Source organism: Snodgrassella alvi (genome assembly GCF_002777745.1).
Taxonomy (GTDB): Bacteria; Pseudomonadota; Gammaproteobacteria; order Burkholderiales; family Neisseriaceae; genus Snodgrassella; species Snodgrassella alvi_D.
This window is the reverse complement of sequence record NZ_MEIO01000001.1, coordinates 1-17,598: the sequence shown is the minus strand read 5'-3', so window position 1 is coordinate 17,598 and position 17,598 is coordinate 1. Positions and strand designations below refer to the sequence as shown.

The following is a 17,598-nucleotide window of genomic DNA, read 5'->3' as shown; positions in this document are numbered from 1 at the left end:
CTATGACTATGACCATGACTTTTCTTTTTCTCACAGCCATCATTGCCTTTATCTGTATGGCGTTTAAAGTTGTACCACAACAGGAAGTTTATATTGTTGAACGTTTAGGTCGCTATCACGCTACCATGGTAGCGGGTCTTAATTTTATTATTCCAATAATCGACCGCGTAGCTTATAAACATACCTTAAAAGAAATTCCGCTAGATGTCCCCAGTCAGGTATGTATTACCCGTGATAATACACAACTAACCGTAGATGGCATCATTTATTTTCAGGTAACTGATCCCAAACTTGCTTCCTATGGTTCCAGCAACTTCGTCGTAGCGATTACCCAGCTGGCACAAACTACTCTGCGTTCCGTAATTGGCCGCATGGAACTGGACAAAACTTTTGAAGAGCGTGATGATATTAATCAAACTGTGGTTGCCTCACTGGACGAAGCAGCCGTTTCATGGGGTGTGAAAGTTCTGCGTTACGAAATCAAAGACCTAGTGCCACCACAGGAAATTTTACGTTCGATGCAGGCACAAATTACTGCCGAGCGAGAAAAACGCGCGCGTATTGCCCAGTCTGAAGGGATTAAACAGGAACAGATCAATTTAGCGGCTGGTCAGCGTGAAGCAGAAATTCAAAAATCTCAAGGTGAAGCACAGGCTTCTATCAATGAATCCCAAGGTGCTAAAATTGCCCAGATCAATCGTGCAGAAGGTGAAGCAGAAGCCCTTCGTCTCGTAGCTCAGGCTACTGCCGAAGCCATCCGACAGGTTGCCGCTGCCGTTAAAGAACCGGGTGGTACTGAAGCAGTTAATCTGAAAGTAGCTGAACAGTATGTTGATGCCTTTGCCAAACTGGCCAAAACCAATAATACCTTAATTATGCCTGCCAACGTAGCTGATATTGGTAGTCTAGTTAGTGCTGGTATGAACATAATTAAAGGCCAGAGCACCACCACTGCTAAATAATCATTAGAAACTAAAAAAGGCTACCGGATAATTTAAACCAGTAGCCTCAGTATTTCCAGCACAATTAAATTACCCCGGCTTATTTTGCTGATCTGTCCAGCACAAATACTAATATTCCTCAGTTAACGGCCACAGCCATGCCCAGACAGCGCGACCTTCGCTGCGCAAAACCATAAAAGTACGACATGCAGCCGCCGTAGTCATACTTTCAACACCTATACCTTTTGCTGCCAGTTGCGCCGTCAGACGCGGATGAATAAATACATGTTTACTGCCAGTACCAATCAGAATTACTTCCGGCTGCTCCTGCATAGCCTGCGCAAAATCTTCGATAGTTAACTCTTCAGCGGCATTTTTATCTAATGGCAATACTTCTGTCGTGGTAATACATACTGGCCTGATATATTGCTGGCCATTTACCATAATCACCCCAGTATCAATCTCTTCAATCCACAGACCCTGTTTATCTCGGATTTCATCAATCTGCATCAAATATTCCTTCTGCGTAACCACATAATCTATGTATAGCAGTAGTAGTCAAAAAAGTTGTTTTCCGCTAGCATAGTAGATTATCTACGTAAAATTGCAAGTATTAGGCAATCATACAATTAAATTCGTCTAATTAAAGGAGTAAAAATGCAGCCTCTACGCATTGGTTTGCTAGGCGTTGGCACAGTTGGTGGTGGCACCGTCAAGCTGTTACAGAATAATGCAGATGAAATCACCCGCAGACTCGGGCGAGAGCTGATTATTACTCGTGCAGCCAGCCGCAATATTGAAAGCACTCGCAAAATATGTGGTTATAACACCCTCGTCAGTGATAATGTCTTTGATGTAGTCAATGCTCCTGATGTTGACGTTGTAGTAGAACTGATTGGCGGTACAACTATTGCTAAAGACGCCGTAGTACAGGCAATTAAAAACGGCAAACATATCGTTACCGCTAATAAGAAACTACTGGCCGAATACGGAAACGAAATCTTCCGTCAGGCAGCAGAACATAATGTTATGGTGATGTATGAGGCAGCAGTTGCCGGCGGCATTCCCATTATCAAAGCACTACGCGAGGGATTGGCGGCCAACCACATCGAATCTATCGCAGGTATCATCAATGGTACCAGCAACTTCATTCTAAGTGAAATGCGAGCCAATGGCAGCACCTTTCCAGAAGCATTAAAGCAGGCACAAGCATTGGGTTATGCAGAAGCCGACCCTACCTTCGACATTGAGGGACACGATGCCGGCCATAAATTAAGCATTATTTCTGCACTAGCATTTGGCACACCGATTAATTTCAGCCACTGTTATCTGGAAGGCATCAGCCAACTGGAAAGTCTGGATATCTGCTATGCAGAAGAACTTGGCTATCGCATCAAATTACTTGGCATCACCCGTAAAACCCCTGATGGCATTGAGCTGCGCGTACACCCTACCCTGATACCGGAAAGTCGCCTACTAGCCAAAGTAGAAGGCGTCATGAATGCAGTATCAGTTCAAGCTGATATGATTGGCCAGACACTTTACTATGGCGCCGGCGCCGGCGCCGGCCCTACCGCCAGCGCAGTAATGGCTGATATTATTGATGTTACCCGCTTGCAAAATGCAGAAGCCAGCTACCGTGTTCCTTATCTGGCCTTTCAGTCCAATTCACTGCAAAACATTTCCATTCTTCCAATGGATGAGATAACCAGCAGCTACTATCTAAGAGTATCTGCCTGCGATGAGCCAGGAGTATTAGGTGAAATTGCCAACGTTCTGGCCGCAGAAAACATATCCATTGAAGCACTGATTCAAAAAGGCATTATCAATAAAGAATCAGCTGAAATCGTTATCCTCACTCACTCTACCAAAGAACGCTTTATCAAACAATCAATGGCTCGCATTCAGGCACTGCCACGGGTACTGTCACCGGTAACCATGATTCGAATGGAAAGTTTGCACCCACGCTAATCACTTTTGCTAAATCATGATTTAAAAAACGGGCAATATTGCCCGTTTTTTAATTACTTTTAATTTACGCCGATAAGCCTCATCTGAAATAATACAATCTGCCAGCATTTCAGATAATACAATTACGCATAAATACTGAATTATTAACCCAATCAACTTGTATACTTTAAATAATAGAAGCAAACAACAAAAATATATTCAACCCCAAATGACCACTAATAATCATCAACATCACCTATTTGGAGCTTTACAAGTATCTAATAAAAACAACTTATTTATATTAACAAATCAACCTGATTTCCAAAGCTTGGTATAGAAACACAACAAATTAATACCCCAAGCTTACGAAAAAACATGCCAAATTGTACAACCCAACCAAAAATTCCTTTCCTGCCAGATATATCAAACTACACAAGACCCAAAACAATTAAATCCCTAATAACAAAATATAAAACATATATGACAAAGAGATACTAAATGTACTATAATGCTATGGGTATAAATATATTCAACTCCACATGGCACACTTATTTCATCAACAACCAAATAAGTATCAATTTCAGTCCACGCCGCATACCATTCATGGATATAGCCTACTTCAATTATTAATTACGTTAGCTATTATTCTGACACTCATAGCCATCGCCTTCCCTTACTACCGCCAGCATGTGCAACAGGCAAAACTTCATCAGGCTCAGGCTGTCTTACTCACCAACAGCCAATATCTAGCCAAACATTACCAGCAACACATCAGTTACAAAAAAAACAAAAATAGCTGGCCACATTTACCCATTAGCCAAAACCAGCATTTCTGTTTCCGCTTTCAGGGTAATCCACGCTTTACTAGGAAAGAACATTACACACTCAAAGCAGTAGCACTGGATACAAATACCGAACCGCGTATCCTCAAACTTAATCAGGATGGCAGAGTATTTCTTTGCCAGAGCAGTACCAGCCGCTGTAATGAAAAAAACAACTTTTTCAGCGGTGGCAGCCAAACCGACAAGAACTGCCAAATCTTTAATCACTAACTGTTTCAGGACAGCTGCAACATTTCAATAATGAAACTGTTACAATACGCACTCTTTCCCTAACACACATCTGAACTTAGTCTGGTTGAATCATGAGTATTCTATCGTTGGATAACGCCTGTTTCGCAGTTGGCCACCATCCCCTACTAGATCACGCTTCCCTGCAAATGGACACTGGAGAAAAAATCGGCTTTATTGGGCGTAACGGTGCCGGAAAATCCACATTACTGAAAATTCTTGCTGGCGTACAGAAACTGGATGATGGCCTGTTAACCATTCAGAACAATCAAAAAGTAGTATATGTCCCACAAGAATCCTTCTTCGACCCAGAGGCAACAATTTTTGACACCATTGCACAAGGATTAGGTGAACTGCAAAGCCTGCTGCAGGAATATCATGAGCTTAGCCAGAATGTCAGTGACGACACCAGCCTGAACCGTTTAACTAAGCTCCAGAATGAGCTGGAAAGCCATAACGGCTGGCAATTTGACGCCCTGATTGCACAAACCCTGAGTGAATTAAAACTGCCGGAAAACGAACTTATTGGCAATCTTAGTGGCGGTCAGAAAAAACGAGTTGCTCTGGCACAAGCATGGGTACAGAAACCTGATATCCTATTACTGGATGAACCCACCAATCATCTGGATATCGAAGCAATTGAATGGATGGAAAATCTACTTGCTAATTTCGCCGGCAGCCTGATCGTTGTCACACACGACAGGCGTTTTCTAGACCGTGTAGCCACACGTATTGTTGAATTAGACCGTGGACACTTGCGTAGTTATCCGGGTAGTTTTAGCGCCTACAGTGAAAAAAAAGCACAGGAACTAGCCGTAGAAGCCGAACACAATCGCTTGTTTGATAAATTTCATGCTCAGGAAGAGGCATGGATTCGCAAAGGTATTGAAGCACGCCGAACCCGCAATCAGGGGCGAGTAAAACGGCTGGAGCAATTGCGGCGCGAGCGCGCAGCGCGACGTGAAGTTCAAGGACAAGTTAGCTTTAACCTGAACCGTGGCGAAACCAGCGGCAAAATCGTAGCTGAAATCGAACATGCAGGATTCGCCTATGATGAGCACATCATCATGCGCGATTTCTCCAGCGTTATTCAGCGTGGCGATAAAATTGGGCTTATCGGACCAAACGGAGTGGGTAAAACCACATTTTTAAAATTGATTTTAGGAGAGTTGCAACCCACATCAGGTAAAATCCGTCTGGGATCACGTCAGGAAGTAGCCTATTTTGACCAGTTCCGCAGTGCACTGAATGAAAACGATACTGTTTTCGATACTATTGGTCACGGCAACGACTATGTAGAAATCGGCGGCCAGCGCAAACATGTTATCGGTTATCTTGAAGAATTCTTATTCCCTCCAGCCAGAGTTCGCAGTGAAGTCAGATCACTTTCCGGTGGTGAACGCAACCGGCTGTTACTGGCCAAACTATTTACTCGCCCAGCTAATATTCTGGTTCTAGACGAACCCACCAACGATCTGGATATAGATACACAGGAATTATTGGAAGAATTATTACGCGATTATAGCGGTACCGTATTTCTAGTCAGCCACGACCGTACATTTCTGGATAATGTCGTTACCCAATCCATCGTCTTCAATGGCAATGGTCAGTTAAAAGAATACATCGGTGGTTATCAGGATTACATCGATGCCATGAAACGTGAACAAAGCTTACAGGCACCAGCACATACAGCAAGCAAAAACACCAGCAACAGCGATAAAAATCGCACCAGAAACCGACGCAGCGATAAACTTTCCTATAATGAACAGCGTGAGCTAGCCAGCTTACCGGACGCACTTGCTGCACTTGAAGCTGAGCAGACTGAATTGAATGAAAATCTTTCCAATCCCGAAATTTTCAAAAATGATTATAAACTGGCTGCCTCATGGCAGGCACGAATTGCTGAAATTGAAGAACTACTGCTAGAAAAACTTGAACGCTGGGAAAACCTTGAAGCAAAACAAAAGTCTCAGAACTGATATGTAGAAAAAACAGCTAGCGATTTAATCATTCTGGCTGTTTTTTTCAAAAATCGATTTATCTTTTATGGAAACGTCCACCACTACGCCGCATACAGGTATCATAGCGGCGAGTAACATTACTTGCATACCAGTTAGTATTGTAATCCTTACTTAATTTCGGCCCACTGATCACCACTTGCGGCATAATCGCATATGGAGGATTTTTACCAAACTGACGCTTATATAAAGTAATTACATTATGATATGTAGGCGTATTTTCAAATTCCGCCTGCTTCTCCTTTAACAAGTCTCCCCTTATCTGTTCTGGCTTCATCGCCATACCATGATCTGCGAATAGCTGATTCAGCGCTGTTTCAGTCTGGCTGGGCATTGACTGAGCATTATCATCCTTATCATACAGTAACAGATCCCCATCCAGAGGCATATTCAGACTGAGCAATTTATTAATATCCTGCTGGAATGCTGCATTGCGACTCGAATACATGCCTGAATTATAATCAGCAAAACGATATTGTGCATTATCATAATTAGCAGGATATTTCATCAGCCTATGAATACCATAATACAAACCGCCCTCACGAGTATACATATAATCACGCAACTCATTTACTGAGGCACGATCACGCTGGTACTGACGCGCATATTTTACCGATACCTGCATTGAGCCAATGGTCGTGATCGGATTATTCTCCTCCCCTAAATCCTTGCCCATAAATTTGGCCGCCGCATTGGCAATAGAATCAGCATAAAACTGCTTAGCAACATAAGCAAAAATCTGCCGGTAAATCAAATCCAATTGCTGTTCGGTTTTCACCGAGCGCATCTGCACTAAAAAACTGTTTTCCTTGCTTGGTTCATTAAGTAATACGTAAGTAAAATAACGAGACACTGCCGGCCCTAATGCCGAACCAAACTGCTTAACAAATTTCTGAGGCACTTCAGTCTGAAACGCTTTAATTGCCTTATTGCCCAAATCAGGGACAGCTGGATTAGCAACAAAGTTAGACTCCTGATCCACCACAGCAATAACACTGCACACATTTTCCCGAGTCTTACTGATTTTCAGCTCATCCATAATCTGGCTGATATCCACCGCCCATGCATCTCGTTGTGCTACCCGTGCCGGTATCAGCCGGCTTATTTGAGCCGGCTGAGTCAAAACTTTACCATTGTCATCTGCCGTATTTTTGTCTGCGCCAGACCAGCTTTCCTGTTCCTTGCAAGCAGATAACCCCCACAACATTAATCCTGCCAACGTTATCCGGCCAGTTGCCCTCAGTAAAAATTTAGCATTCATACCATCCACATTCATTCAAGCGAATCAGTTCACCAGCATATACAGCACAACCTTATTTTCTAACACCCTTGCAGCGGCTACGCCATAACCATACCCAGACCCACAACAGCACAAAACTAAAAAACAATACACTCCATACCGGCAAAGGTATCCAAAGAATACGCTGTACTTCGCCACAATTGCCGCTACCACGAATAATCGGTTCATACAATTCAAACAGTGGAGCATCCCGCAGACGGAATGTCCACGGTGCGCCACAAGAAGGCTGATCAACTAAAGGCAGATGCTGAATATATATCTGATAAATCGCCACAACCAATCCGGCAACAGGAGCCATACTCATCACAACAGCATTAATCACCCGTTCAATACAACTACGATTAGGGCAGCAGGCACACACAAAAGCCAGCAGTGTAGTAACAATTACCGCAACCCGTTGTTCAATACAACGCACACAGGGATTCATGCCCAGAACATATTGGCCGATAAATGATCCTGCTGCACAAAACACACCCAGAAAAAAGACACACCACAATGCTTTACGAAAGCTCATTTGTAATCCTTTCAAGCTGACGACTACCAAAACCACGCTTAGCACTCACAGACTGACTACAGCAAAACAAGCTATAGTCAGACATAGCTCATACCCCAGCAACCGTCATATTATCAACCAGAATAGAACCCACCTTATGTGTACTGCGCCGTAGCGCATCGTCTGCCGCACCAACCATAGACATAAACATATCCTGTAAACGCGAAGCAATCGTAATACCCTCCACCGGATAGACAATTACCCCGTTTTCCACCCAGAAACCAGCCGCTCCACGTGAATAATCGCCAGTAATACCATTCACACCCTGTCCCATCAGTTCTGTAACCAGTAAACCAGTACCCATCGTCTGCAACAGCTCTGCCTGAGTAGCATGCGTATGATTAAGGTATAAATTATGCACCCCGCCCGCATTACCAGTTGTCACCATACCTAATTTGCGCGCACTGTAGCTACTTAAAAAATAGCCAGCCACATAGCCACCATCAATAATCGTACGCTCATGAGTAGCCACGCCTTCAGCATCAAAATAAGTACTGGCCAGCGCTTTCTTAACATGCGGTTTTTCAGTAAGACATACCCATGGTGCCAGAATTTGCCTGCCCAAACTATCCACCAGAAAACTGGTTTGCCGGTAAAGAGCCCCCCCACTAAGCGCCCCCACCAGATGACCGATCAAACTACCAGCTACCGTAGTATCAAAAACCACCGGATATTTACCAGTAGCAACAGACTGACCATTCAGGCGCCGTACCGTACGTGCAGCAGCCGTCTGACCAATTGCTTCGGCTGTAGCCAGATCGCGCGCATCACGTGCCAGATCATACCAGTAATCACGCTGCATACCGGAAGCATCAGCAGCCACCACACTACAGGAAATACTGTGCCGGCTACCACGCTGATAGGCACAGAAATCATTACTGTTGGCATATACATACTGATAGTGGTCAGTCTGTACCTCAGCACCTTCCGAATTACTGATACGTTCATCCGTATCCAGAGCAGCCCGTTCAGCACGTTTACCAATCATAATTGCTTCATCCGCAGATAAGGACCACGGGAAAAATGCTTCTGTATCGCCTTGTTCCGTTGCCAGCAATGAAACATCAGCTAATCCTGCACAATCATCCTGAGCAGTATAACGCGCAATATTCAGGGCTGCCGTTACCACTTCTCCGATAGCTCTGGCACTAAAATCAGCAGTACTGGCACGCCCTTTGGCCTGTCCCAGATAAACCGTAACATCCAGAGATTTATCCTGCTGATATTCAATATGTTCAACATCCTGCTGGCGCACCTGCACATTCTGTCCAACAGATTCACTGATATCAATTTCAGCTGCACTTGCCCCTTGCTCTCTGGCCTTCTGCAAAGCCTGCTGACTCAACTGTTGTAACTGATCGGCACCGTGATGAAACATAATTAACCTCTTGCAAAGAAGCCTGCATTCTAACATGCCGATTTAGGCTCTGGCTGCAATACTACATACATGCAAACTGAAATAATACGGATTTTTTGCTAAAATAGACACTTGAAATTTAGACATACATGTGGCACCTAATATATGAACACTAACCCTGATAGCCAAACCATTGCAGAAAAAGAATGGATAAGCAAAACCCAGATGAAAAAGCAAATGAATGATTTACAACAACTGGGCATGGAACTAACCAAACTTTCTGCTGATACCCTAAAAAAAATGAATCTGCCTGAAGATTTATTACAGGCAGTACAAAGCTATCAAAAGATCAGCTCCAACAGTGCCCTGAAGCGGCAAGCACAGTTTATCGGTCGCCTGATGCGTGAAATCGATACCGCACCCATCAACGATTATCTGTCACGCCTCAAAGGTGAAAACAGCGCACATAACGCCTATCTGCAAAGACTGGAAAATCTTCGTCAGCGGCTAATTGCCGACGATAACAGTCTTACTGAAATCATCAACAAATACCCGCATATCGACATCAACAACCTGCGTACACTAATTCGCAATGCCCGCAAAGAACAGAATGCCGGTAAGCCACCAAAAGCATTTAGAGCAATTTTTCAATTACTGAAAACCGAAATCAGCGAAAATACCCAATCCTGAAATCAACGGTCATTTCCCCTGTCTGATAAAGTAAATTTCAGCGCCAGAATCCGGACAACCACCATGAGCGACATCTTAAATAAAATCATTGCTACCAAAAAAAACGAAATGGTTGCAGCGAAAACTACTGAATCGCTGGCCGAAGTACGTGCACAGGCCTACGACCAGATACCGGCGCGACCATTTCTCGATGCCATCCACACCAAGCATCATCAGGGTAAAGCTGCCATTATTGCAGAAGTCAAAAAAGCCAGCCCATCCAAAGGACTGATTCGCCCCGACTTTTCCCCTGCTGACATTGCTCGTGCCTATCAGCAAGGTGGCGCTGCCTGCATGTCTGTCCTCACCGACAGCAACTATTTTCAAGGCAGCCTCGCCTATCTGAACATAGCCCGAAACGCCTGCAATCTACCCGTATTACGCAAAGATTTCATCATTGATATCTATCAGATTTATCAGTCACGGGCACACAATGTCGATGCAATTCTGCTTATTGCCGCAGCACTAACCCGTAGCCAGCTAAATGAATATGAAGCCATTGCCCACGAACTGGGCATGACAGTACTGCTCGAAATTCACAATGAAGATGAGCTGGAAAAATGCATCGATATGCGCACGCCACTATGGGGAATAAACAACCGTAATCTGCGGACATTCGAAGTGGATCTACAACAGACCATCAAACTTCTACCAGCACTGACCGGCAAAACCATCGTTACAGAAAGCGGCATTTTTACCACAGACGACATTCACATGATGCAGCAACATCAGGTTAATACTTTTCTCATCGGTGAAAGCCTGATGCGCAAACAGAACATTGCTGAAGAATTGAGTATACTGGTCAATGCCTAAAGCATGAATACACATCACCTAAACTGTCTTAATCACCGTAAAAGGAAAAATCATGGCCGTGATTATTAAAAATGCAGAAGAAATTGCTGCAATGCGCGTTGCAGGCCGACTGGCAGCCGAAGCACTTGACTATATAGGCCAGTTTATCAAGCCGGGTATCACCACCAACGAAATCGACAAACTGATACATGATTACCACATCAACGTTCAGGGTGGCTATCCGGCACCATTAGGATATGGTAACCCACCATTTCCCAAATCCTGCTGTACTTCTGTTAACCACGTTATCTGTCACGGCATCCCCGATGACAAACCATTAAAAAACGGCGACATCTTAAATATTGACGTCACCATTATCAAAGACGGTTTTCATGGCGACTCCAGCCGCATGTATGCAGTGGGAGAAATCAGCCCGCAGGCACGCCGCCTGATCAACATCACCCATGAAAGTATGATGGCTGGTATCTCAGCAGTTAAACCGGGTGCCACTCTGGGAGACATAGGCTATGCATGTCAGCAGGTTGCCGAAAATGCCGGATACTCCATGGTACAGGAATTTTGCGGACATGGTATTGGCCGCGGCTTCCACGAAGAACCGCAAGTGTTGCATTATGGCCGCCGCCATACCGGTTTAAAATTGCAACCAGGTATGATATTCACCATCGAACCAATGGTTAATCAAGGTAAACGGCAACTACGCATCCTCAGCGATGGGTGGACAGTCGTAACTAAAGACCACAAGCTTTCCGCACAATGGGAACACGAAGTACTCGTTACCGAAAATGGTTGCGAAATTCTCACAATCAGCCCTTTAACAGGCAAACCTTAAAAAAAAGCATAAAATTGCAAAATCTTAAATCAAAACAACACTTATCACCGATTTTTAGCAATAAATATCAATTTATTTTAATCAATATAAATTTATATTATTTAGAAATACCACCTTTTTATAAACCAGCAGCAATATTGTATTGAATGTAAAAATTATTGTGATAATATTGAAGTCCATAGATAATTATGCATATTGGTAAAACATCAGTCATTACATAAAATGACCAAACTTACCAAAATAATTAAATGTTTATGAATGATCATATTAATTAATTCTACTAACACATAGACAACTTGTTTTTAAGGTATAACAATATGAAAGCTTTTAAACCTATCAGCAATGTGCGCGAAATCCGTAAAAAACTCGGTCTGAACCAAATTGAGTTCTGGAGTCAGGTTGGCGTTACCCAATCTGGTGGTTCCCGTTATGAAGCTGGTCGCAACATTCCCAAACCAGTTCGCGAGCTCGTTCGTCTGGTACATGTTGAACAGCTGGAATTAAGCAAGCTCAATCGCGTAAACATGGAAGTAGCTGAACTGCTTAAAAACGAGCACCCTGATATGTATCAACAACTGAAAGCAAAAATAGAAGCAAAATAACTTTCTCTGTCAGTCTCCCTGCTAAAGCTCCGATCTGAATCCTGGACGGAGCTTTTATCTTGTTTATTAAAAATTCAGCATTATAATAAGAACCACCAAATTAACTAGGATTTATCCATGACACACACCGCATCTACCCTGATGCCTTTTTTTGGTCTAATTCGAGTAAGCGGCGAAGACCGCGCCTCATTTCTGCATAACCAGCTGTCCAATGACATCAACCACCTACCCGCTGGCCAAGCGTGTCTGGCAACCTATAACACAGCCAAAGGGCGTGTAATAGCCAATATAGTGTTACTCAATCGAGGAGAAGACATCATCCTGATTGCAGCCGCCGACCTGTGCGAGACATTACAAAAAAAGCTACAAATTTACATCATGCGCAGCAAAGTAAAACTGGAATGCATGGAAGAATGGGGAGCAGCCGTCAGCGTCCCTGCCAGCACAACCACACCAACAGAACCGCAATATGTATTGCCAACCGTCCAGACAAAACAAATCTGGTACATAACCCTGCCAGATAATTCCACCATACAAATTGGCAAAATCAACCAACTACCACCATTAAACACAGAAACAGCCAAAGCATGGCAGACACATGAAATCAATAGCGGCAACCCATGGATTAGCGCAGCTACCACAGAAACATGTGTAGCACAAATGCTCAACCAGCAACTAATTGGTGCAGTCCATTTCAAAAAAGGCTGTTATCCTGGTCAGGAAATTATTGCCCGCGCTCAATACCGTGGACAGGTAAAACGCGGACTGGCACTGCTTGAAACCACTGACACACTTTCCACTGGTGCTACCATAACCGATAGTAACAACGAAGAAGTCGGCCTAATTATCAATCAAGTGCAACAAGAAACAACAACCTTAGCTCTGGCAGTAATCAAACACAGCGCTGCCGAAACACAATTACAGAGTGGAAATAATCCCATTGCAATAAAAAATTGCTTTTTTACCACAGTTCATGCTAAAAATGCATGAAACAGCAAATAACAAACCACCAGCAGATATCTCTTCATACCACATAGCAAACTTACACCAGATTTATATCAACAAACCACACAAGTAACAGATTTTATATCAACCTGTGCTACAATATATTCCTTTACAAGACGGCCATAGCCGTCTTGTTTTTATTGCTTGCAGAATACAAAATCATGAGTCAGATTGCCCAGGAAGCGGCACGTCGCCGCACATTCGCGATTATTTCCCACCCGGACGCCGGTAAAACCACCCTCACCGAAAAACTATTATTGTTTTCCGGTGCCATACTGTCCGCAGGTACCGTAAAAGGTAAAAAATCCGGCAAATTTGCCACCTCCGACTGGATGGAAATCGAAAAACAGCGCGGTATTTCCGTAGCCTCATCCGTAATGCAGTTCGATTATCGCCAGCATGTCGTCAACCTACTCGACACCCCCGGCCATGAAGACTTTTCCGAAGACACCTATCGAGTACTCACAGCAGTAGACAGTGCCCTAATGGTAATTGATGCAGCCAAAGGCGTAGAAGCACAAACCATCAAGCTCTTAAACGTCTGTCGCTTGCGTGATACACCGATTGTCACCTTCATGAACAAATACGACCGCGAAGTTCGAGACTCACTCGAATTACTTGATGAAGTAGAAAATATCCTGCATATCCGCTGTGCACCAATTACCTGGCCGATTGGCATGGGCAAAAACTTCAAAGGTGTATACCACATCCTCAACGATGAAATTTACCTGTTTGAAGCCGGCGGAGAAAAACTTCCACATGAATTTGATGTAATCAAAGGCATCAGCAATGCCCGTCTGGATGAACTCTTTCCCATAGAAATACAGCAACTGCGTGAAGAAATAGAGCTAGTAAAGGCAGCCTCAAACGAATTTGATTTAGACGCCTTTCTGCGCGGTGAGCTTACCCCCGTCTTTTTTGGATCAGCCATCAATAACTTTGGCATTCAGGAAATCCTCAATGCCCTGATCGACTGGGCACCAGCACCACAACCACGCGAGACCCTCGAACGAGTGGTCGAGCCCACCGAAACCAAATTCTCCGGTTTTGTATTCAAAATTCAGGCAAACATGGATGCCAAACACCGCGACCGCATAGCATTCCTGCGCGTATGCTCTGGCGAATTCACCCGTGGCATGAAAATCAAGCACCTGCGCTTAAATCGCGATATCTCGGCTTCCAGCGTCGTCACCTTCATGTCTCACACCCGAGAACTCGTCGAAGAGGCCTTCGCTGGCGACATTATCGGCATTCCCAATCACGGTAATATCCAGATCGGCGACAGCTTCACCGAAGGCGAACGTCTTACCTTCACTGGAATACCATTTTTTGCTCCTGAGCTTTTCCGCGCCGTACGGATTAAAAATCCACTAAAAATGAAGCAGCTACAAAAAGGATTACAGCAACTAGGTGAAGAAGGTGCCGTACAGGTATTCAGACCACACAATGGCGGCGATCTCATACTCGGCGCCGTAGGCGTATTGCAGTTTGAAGTAGTCACTGCCCGTCTGGCTAATGAATATGGCGTCGATGCCGTATTTGAATCTGTCAGCATCTGGTCAGCACGCTGGGTATCCTGTCCCGACCGGAAAAAACTGGCTGAATTTGAAAAAGCCAACGTACTTAACCTCGCAACCGATGCCGGAGGCAACCTCACCTACCTCGCCCCCAATCGCGTTAACCTCTCCCTTACCGAAGAACGCTGGCCAGATATCCGTTTCCATGAAACACGAGAATTAACCGCCCAGATTAACGAATAAACACATTCATGCAAATAAAATAAAAGCAGCTACTCCCTTACCGGAGAAGCTGCTTTTATTCTTTAAGCCACAAAAACAATAAAGTTGTTTAAACACAACAAAAACCATAAATTCAAGATACAGTAATTAATAAAGAATGGAATATGATAAAAGATCCAAAAATTACAGGGTAAGTTAGAGATTTGATGCTTAACATAACCACAGAACTAAACCAATCACTGTTTAAAGTACAAGATTGCTGTCCCAAAGACGAATTTATTGCGTATAGAAGAATTGTTGGAAAAGTAATGGGAGAAATATTTTCTTTTTAGCCCCATTATTCCGCGAACATCCAGAACTCAAACCAAAAGACTGGGATTAATATATAACTACTTCCTAAAATAGCACAGTCCACTCCCTGATACTCTATTCATTATTGTGAATCTAGTACTTGTAATTTGGTTTCGGTCTGTTTTACTAAGGCTTTCTTTGTCATGTTGGCACTGAGAGAGTGTGCGCTGTTGAAGATGGTTACCGCTAAGTTGATTTGGCCACCGAGGATGCTGGTAACGGTATTCAACGACAATAGGAAAGAAAATATATATTAACATAAATCCCAATTAATTCAACTAGGATTTTCATTTACTTATATAAAAAATTTTTATTTACAAGGTTCAAGTGAAACAGCCATCTCTAATGCAGTCTGAGAATAATTTACACTTCCATCAAAATCCGGTTGTGCTTTCATTTCATCAAGTGCATAAACAATACAAGCTTTATGCCCAACTTTAAAAAGACTAACATCATCATCATTATTAACATATATTCCAACTGACTCTATTGAACCATTATTGAGTACAATATCAATTGTATTATTAAATTTTGAAGGATCTTGACCTGCAATATATGCACTCGTAATAACACCAGAAATATACTTTAATGGCATTTTCCCTTGTTTAATACTATTCCACCATTCTTGAGAAGCAAAAAGACCATGACTCCCCTTAAGCCCCATTTTTGGCTTTAAGGTGTTTAGTGTCAAAGCTTGTGTTAGAGCAACTCTTTCAGGATCATTTTTGAGTTCCTCAGATAGTAAAAAAACTATTTTCATAGGTGCCTTTTCTTCGTTTAATTTTAATAACATTAAAATGTCCCTTTATCTAACTCTCTTGAAATCTACAATATTGTGATTAAATATTTCTATCCCTTTGCCCTGTCCAAGTTGTCATGAATATAATTAATATTAGTATCAGATTTTATGCTATTGGGTATGTTACTAGACATCAAATTCCCCCCCCCCCAATTAACCATTAAAGTGCGCTGGCTGAAGTAGCTTAAATTGCGAATTTTGAATGTAATAGGTAAGATATGCAATGGTTGATAGGAAGAAGAAAGGACATAAATCTTGAACAAACAATTGAATAAAATTAGTAAATTCTTAAGCTATATTTTGAGACATCAACCAGAAGCTATTGGAATCACATTAGATTCTGATGGCTGGGTTAATATTGATAGCCTGATCATGCAAGCTAATCAACATGGAGAATCTCTTACTAGAGAGTTGCTTGAGCAAGTTGTTAAAACAAGTGATAAAAAACGTTTTACGATTTCAGATGATGATCTAAAAATACGTGCAGCGCAAGGACATTCAACTCAACAAGTAAAAATTAGCCATGTAGAACAAATACCTCCAGATTTTTTATATCATGGCACAGCAACTCGATTTATTGATTCCATTAAAAAACAAGGATTAGTTGCTGGTAGTCGCCATTATGTCCATTTATCTGATAATGAGAAGACTGCTAATATAGTAGGAAAAAGGCATGGTAAACCGGTAGTATTAAAGGTAAAAGCCTTGTTAATGCATCAACAAGGCTTTAAGTTTTATCTAGCTGATAATGGAGTTTGGTTAACCAATACTGTTCATACTAACTTTTTGATATTTGACTAAACCTAACCTAATTAAATTCTCTCGGCTTTATATCGTGCTGATTCTTCTTTGGCTTGTTTTAACCATTCATCAAAGCTATAGACATTACCCCTGTCCTCCCATCCAGGGGAAGCAAAAGTATGAACAAAGTATACTTTCGGATTACCTGATTTATCAAAACCATCAAAACAAACGATATCATCAGTATTAGAAGCTTTGGCAAATGGTATCAGTTTTCTAGTTGGGTATTGTTTTTTTATCTCGAATAACCATTGTTTAGCAAAATTTTCAAATTCATACAAAAACCACCATGGTTCTAAATCTAGAATATCTTTCTTAGAAACAATTTTCAAAAAAGATAGCGGATATTTGAATCCTTCGGGTAATTCTTCTTTTGAATATAAGTAATGAGCCATATTCTTAATCCTTAGGTTTGTCACTAATGCGAGGCGGAGTACTTGAACCATATGGATTATTTTTACTAAATCCACTTGACTGTTTATTAATTCTTCCTGTTATTGCCTCTCCCCAAGTTGTAGGTACAAATCCTTTTCTAGGATCAGAAAACCTATTTACTTCAGCAGGTGAAAGCTTATCATCAAAATTTCTAACATTAGCTTTGTAACTATCCCCTAAAATAGTACAGCATAAAAGTAGAAAATTCTCTTTATTAATCCATTGAGGATTTAAGCATGAAAAAAATGACTGAACATCAAATCGTATCTATTTTAAAAGAAGCCGAAGCCGGTATCCCCGTCAAAG

Annotated in this window: 18 protein-coding genes; 12 read left to right on the top strand and 6 right to left on the bottom strand. The window is 42.5% G+C overall.

The genetic code is table 11. From position 1 onward, the window contains the following. Positions 1–8: 8 nt before the first annotated feature. The gene (locus BHC51_RS00085) at positions 9–962 is read left to right on the top strand and encodes an SPFH domain-containing protein (RefSeq protein WP_257384746.1); all 954 of its coding nucleotides are present in this window, start codon (positions 9–11) and stop codon (positions 960–962) included. Between the two features lie 108 nt (positions 963–1,070). Here BHC51_RS00085 and BHC51_RS00080 read toward each other — a convergent pair whose 3' ends face one another. After that, a complete protein-coding gene (locus BHC51_RS00080; protein WP_100153042.1) occupies positions 1,071–1,451 on the bottom strand; it encodes an Mth938-like domain-containing protein in 381 nt (126 codons plus the stop codon). Between the two features lie 147 nt (positions 1,452–1,598). Here BHC51_RS00080 and BHC51_RS00075 point away from each other — a divergent pair, with 147 nt between their 5' ends. From BHC51_RS00075 to BHC51_RS00065, 3 genes are all read left to right on the top strand, one after another. After that, on the top strand, positions 1,599–2,912 hold the full coding sequence (locus tag BHC51_RS00075; protein WP_100153041.1) for a homoserine dehydrogenase: 1,314 nt from the start codon (positions 1,599–1,601) through the stop codon (positions 2,910–2,912). A 518-nt stretch (positions 2,913–3,430) separates the two neighbouring features. Then, positions 3,431–3,943: a type IV pilin protein gene (locus BHC51_RS00070; RefSeq protein ID WP_100153040.1), complete on the top strand. Its 513-nt coding sequence runs from the start codon at positions 3,431–3,433 to the stop codon at positions 3,941–3,943. Positions 3,944–4,035: 92 nt separating this feature from the next. After that, positions 4,036–5,940, top strand: coding sequence for an ATP-binding cassette domain-containing protein (locus BHC51_RS00065; protein WP_100153039.1), 1,905 nt, complete (start codon positions 4,036–4,038; stop codon positions 5,938–5,940). Between the two features lie 58 nt (positions 5,941–5,998). Here BHC51_RS00065 and BHC51_RS00060 read toward each other — a convergent pair whose 3' ends face one another. The 3 genes from BHC51_RS00060 to pmbA all read right to left on the bottom strand — a co-directional run bounded on the left by BHC51_RS00060 (position 5,999) and on the right by pmbA (position 9,213). Then, on the bottom strand, positions 5,999–7,240 hold the full coding sequence (locus BHC51_RS00060; protein ID WP_218966343.1) for a DUF1615 domain-containing protein: 1,242 nt from the start codon (positions 7,238–7,240) through the stop codon (positions 5,999–6,001). 52 nt (positions 7,241–7,292) lie between these two features. Further along, positions 7,293–7,793 carry a disulfide bond formation protein B gene (locus BHC51_RS00055; protein WP_100123050.1) on the bottom strand — a complete coding sequence of 167 codons (501 nt, stop codon included), beginning with the start codon at positions 7,791–7,793 and terminating at the stop codon, positions 7,293–7,295. 88 nt (positions 7,794–7,881) lie between these two features. Further along, the gene (gene pmbA, locus BHC51_RS00050) at positions 7,882–9,213 is read right to left on the bottom strand and encodes a metalloprotease PmbA (RefSeq protein ID WP_100136282.1); all 1,332 of its coding nucleotides are present in this window, start codon (positions 9,211–9,213) and stop codon (positions 7,882–7,884) included. Between the two features lie 141 nt (positions 9,214–9,354). Here pmbA and yjgA point away from each other — a divergent pair, with 141 nt between their 5' ends. From yjgA to BHC51_RS00020, 6 genes are all read left to right on the top strand, one after another. Further along, positions 9,355–9,879, top strand: a complete 525-nt coding sequence (gene yjgA / locus BHC51_RS00045; RefSeq protein ID WP_100153037.1) for a ribosome biogenesis factor YjgA — start codon at positions 9,355–9,357, stop codon at positions 9,877–9,879. Positions 9,880–9,942: 63 nt separating this feature from the next. Next, positions 9,943–10,731: an indole-3-glycerol phosphate synthase TrpC gene (gene trpC, locus BHC51_RS00040; RefSeq protein WP_100153036.1), complete on the top strand. Its 789-nt coding sequence runs from the start codon at positions 9,943–9,945 to the stop codon at positions 10,729–10,731. A gap of 49 nt (positions 10,732–10,780) precedes the next feature. Next, on the top strand, positions 10,781–11,560 hold the full coding sequence (gene map, locus BHC51_RS00035; protein WP_100099075.1) for a type I methionyl aminopeptidase: 780 nt from the start codon (positions 10,781–10,783) through the stop codon (positions 11,558–11,560). A 317-nt stretch (positions 11,561–11,877) separates the two neighbouring features. Beyond that, positions 11,878–12,162, top strand: coding sequence for a helix-turn-helix domain-containing protein (locus BHC51_RS00030; RefSeq protein ID WP_100099076.1), 285 nt, complete (start codon positions 11,878–11,880; stop codon positions 12,160–12,162). A gap of 117 nt (positions 12,163–12,279) precedes the next feature. Then, a complete protein-coding gene (ygfZ, locus tag BHC51_RS00025) occupies positions 12,280–13,152 on the top strand; it encodes a CAF17-like 4Fe-4S cluster assembly/insertion protein YgfZ (RefSeq protein WP_100153035.1) in 873 nt (290 codons plus the stop codon). Between the two features lie 176 nt (positions 13,153–13,328). After that, positions 13,329–14,927, top strand: coding sequence for a peptide chain release factor 3 (locus tag BHC51_RS00020; RefSeq protein WP_100153034.1), 1,599 nt, complete (start codon positions 13,329–13,331; stop codon positions 14,925–14,927). Between the two features lie 640 nt (positions 14,928–15,567). Here BHC51_RS00020 and BHC51_RS00015 read toward each other — a convergent pair. Beyond that, positions 15,568–16,050, bottom strand: a complete 483-nt coding sequence (locus BHC51_RS00015) for a hypothetical protein (protein ID WP_100153033.1) — start codon at positions 16,048–16,050, stop codon at positions 15,568–15,570. Between the two features lie 261 nt (positions 16,051–16,311). On the opposite strand from BHC51_RS00015, the gene BHC51_RS00010 reads away from it, so the two are divergent. Further along, positions 16,312–16,857 carry an RNA 2'-phosphotransferase gene (locus BHC51_RS00010; RefSeq protein WP_100153032.1) on the top strand — a complete coding sequence of 182 codons (546 nt, stop codon included), beginning with the start codon at positions 16,312–16,314 and terminating at the stop codon, positions 16,855–16,857. An 11-nt stretch (positions 16,858–16,868) separates the two neighbouring features. Here the strand turns inward: BHC51_RS00010 and BHC51_RS00005 are convergent, their stop codons facing one another. Further along, positions 16,869–17,252, bottom strand: a complete 384-nt coding sequence (locus tag BHC51_RS00005; RefSeq protein ID WP_100153031.1) for an SMI1/KNR4 family protein — start codon at positions 17,250–17,252, stop codon at positions 16,869–16,871. A gap of 26 nt (positions 17,253–17,278) precedes the next feature. Between BHC51_RS00005 and BHC51_RS12880 the strand changes: the two genes are divergently transcribed. Continuing rightward, positions 17,279–17,461, top strand: coding sequence for a hypothetical protein (locus BHC51_RS12880; RefSeq protein WP_143558688.1), 183 nt, complete (start codon positions 17,279–17,281; stop codon positions 17,459–17,461). Positions 17,462–17,598: the final 137 nt, after the last annotated feature.

Excerpts from the sequence above, each read along its gene's own strand:
- BHC51_RS00085 (WP_257384746.1), top strand. The coding sequence starts at position 9 with ATGACCATGACTTTTCTTTTTCTCACAGCCATCATTGCCTTTATCTGT.
- BHC51_RS00080 (WP_100153042.1), bottom strand. The coding sequence starts at position 1,451 with ATGCAGATTGATGAAATCCGAGATAAACAGGGTCTGTGGATTGAAGAG.
- BHC51_RS00075 (WP_100153041.1), top strand. The coding sequence starts at position 1,599 with ATGCAGCCTCTACGCATTGGTTTGCTAGGCGTTGGCACAGTTGGTGGT.
- BHC51_RS00070 (WP_100153040.1), top strand. The coding sequence starts at position 3,431 with ATGGCACACTTATTTCATCAACAACCAAATAAGTATCAATTTCAGTCC.
- BHC51_RS00065 (WP_100153039.1), top strand. The coding sequence starts at position 4,036 with ATGAGTATTCTATCGTTGGATAACGCCTGTTTCGCAGTTGGCCACCAT.
- BHC51_RS00060 (WP_218966343.1), bottom strand. The coding sequence starts at position 7,240 with ATGAATGCTAAATTTTTACTGAGGGCAACTGGCCGGATAACGTTGGCA.
- BHC51_RS00055 (WP_100123050.1), bottom strand. The coding sequence starts at position 7,793 with ATGAGCTTTCGTAAAGCATTGTGGTGTGTCTTTTTTCTGGGTGTGTTT.
- yjgA (WP_100153037.1), top strand. The coding sequence starts at position 9,355 with ATGAACACTAACCCTGATAGCCAAACCATTGCAGAAAAAGAATGGATA.
- trpC (WP_100153036.1), top strand. The coding sequence starts at position 9,943 with ATGAGCGACATCTTAAATAAAATCATTGCTACCAAAAAAAACGAAATG.
- BHC51_RS00030 (WP_100099076.1), top strand. The coding sequence starts at position 11,878 with ATGAAAGCTTTTAAACCTATCAGCAATGTGCGCGAAATCCGTAAAAAA.
- ygfZ (WP_100153035.1), top strand. The coding sequence starts at position 12,280 with ATGACACACACCGCATCTACCCTGATGCCTTTTTTTGGTCTAATTCGA.
- BHC51_RS00020 (WP_100153034.1), top strand. The coding sequence starts at position 13,329 with ATGAGTCAGATTGCCCAGGAAGCGGCACGTCGCCGCACATTCGCGATT.
- BHC51_RS00015 (WP_100153033.1), bottom strand. The coding sequence starts at position 16,050 with ATGTTATTAAAATTAAACGAAGAAAAGGCACCTATGAAAATAGTTTTT.
- BHC51_RS00005 (WP_100153031.1), bottom strand. The coding sequence starts at position 17,252 with ATGGCTCATTACTTATATTCAAAAGAAGAATTACCCGAAGGATTCAAA.
- BHC51_RS12880 (WP_143558688.1), top strand. The coding sequence starts at position 17,279 with ATGCGAGGCGGAGTACTTGAACCATATGGATTATTTTTACTAAATCCA.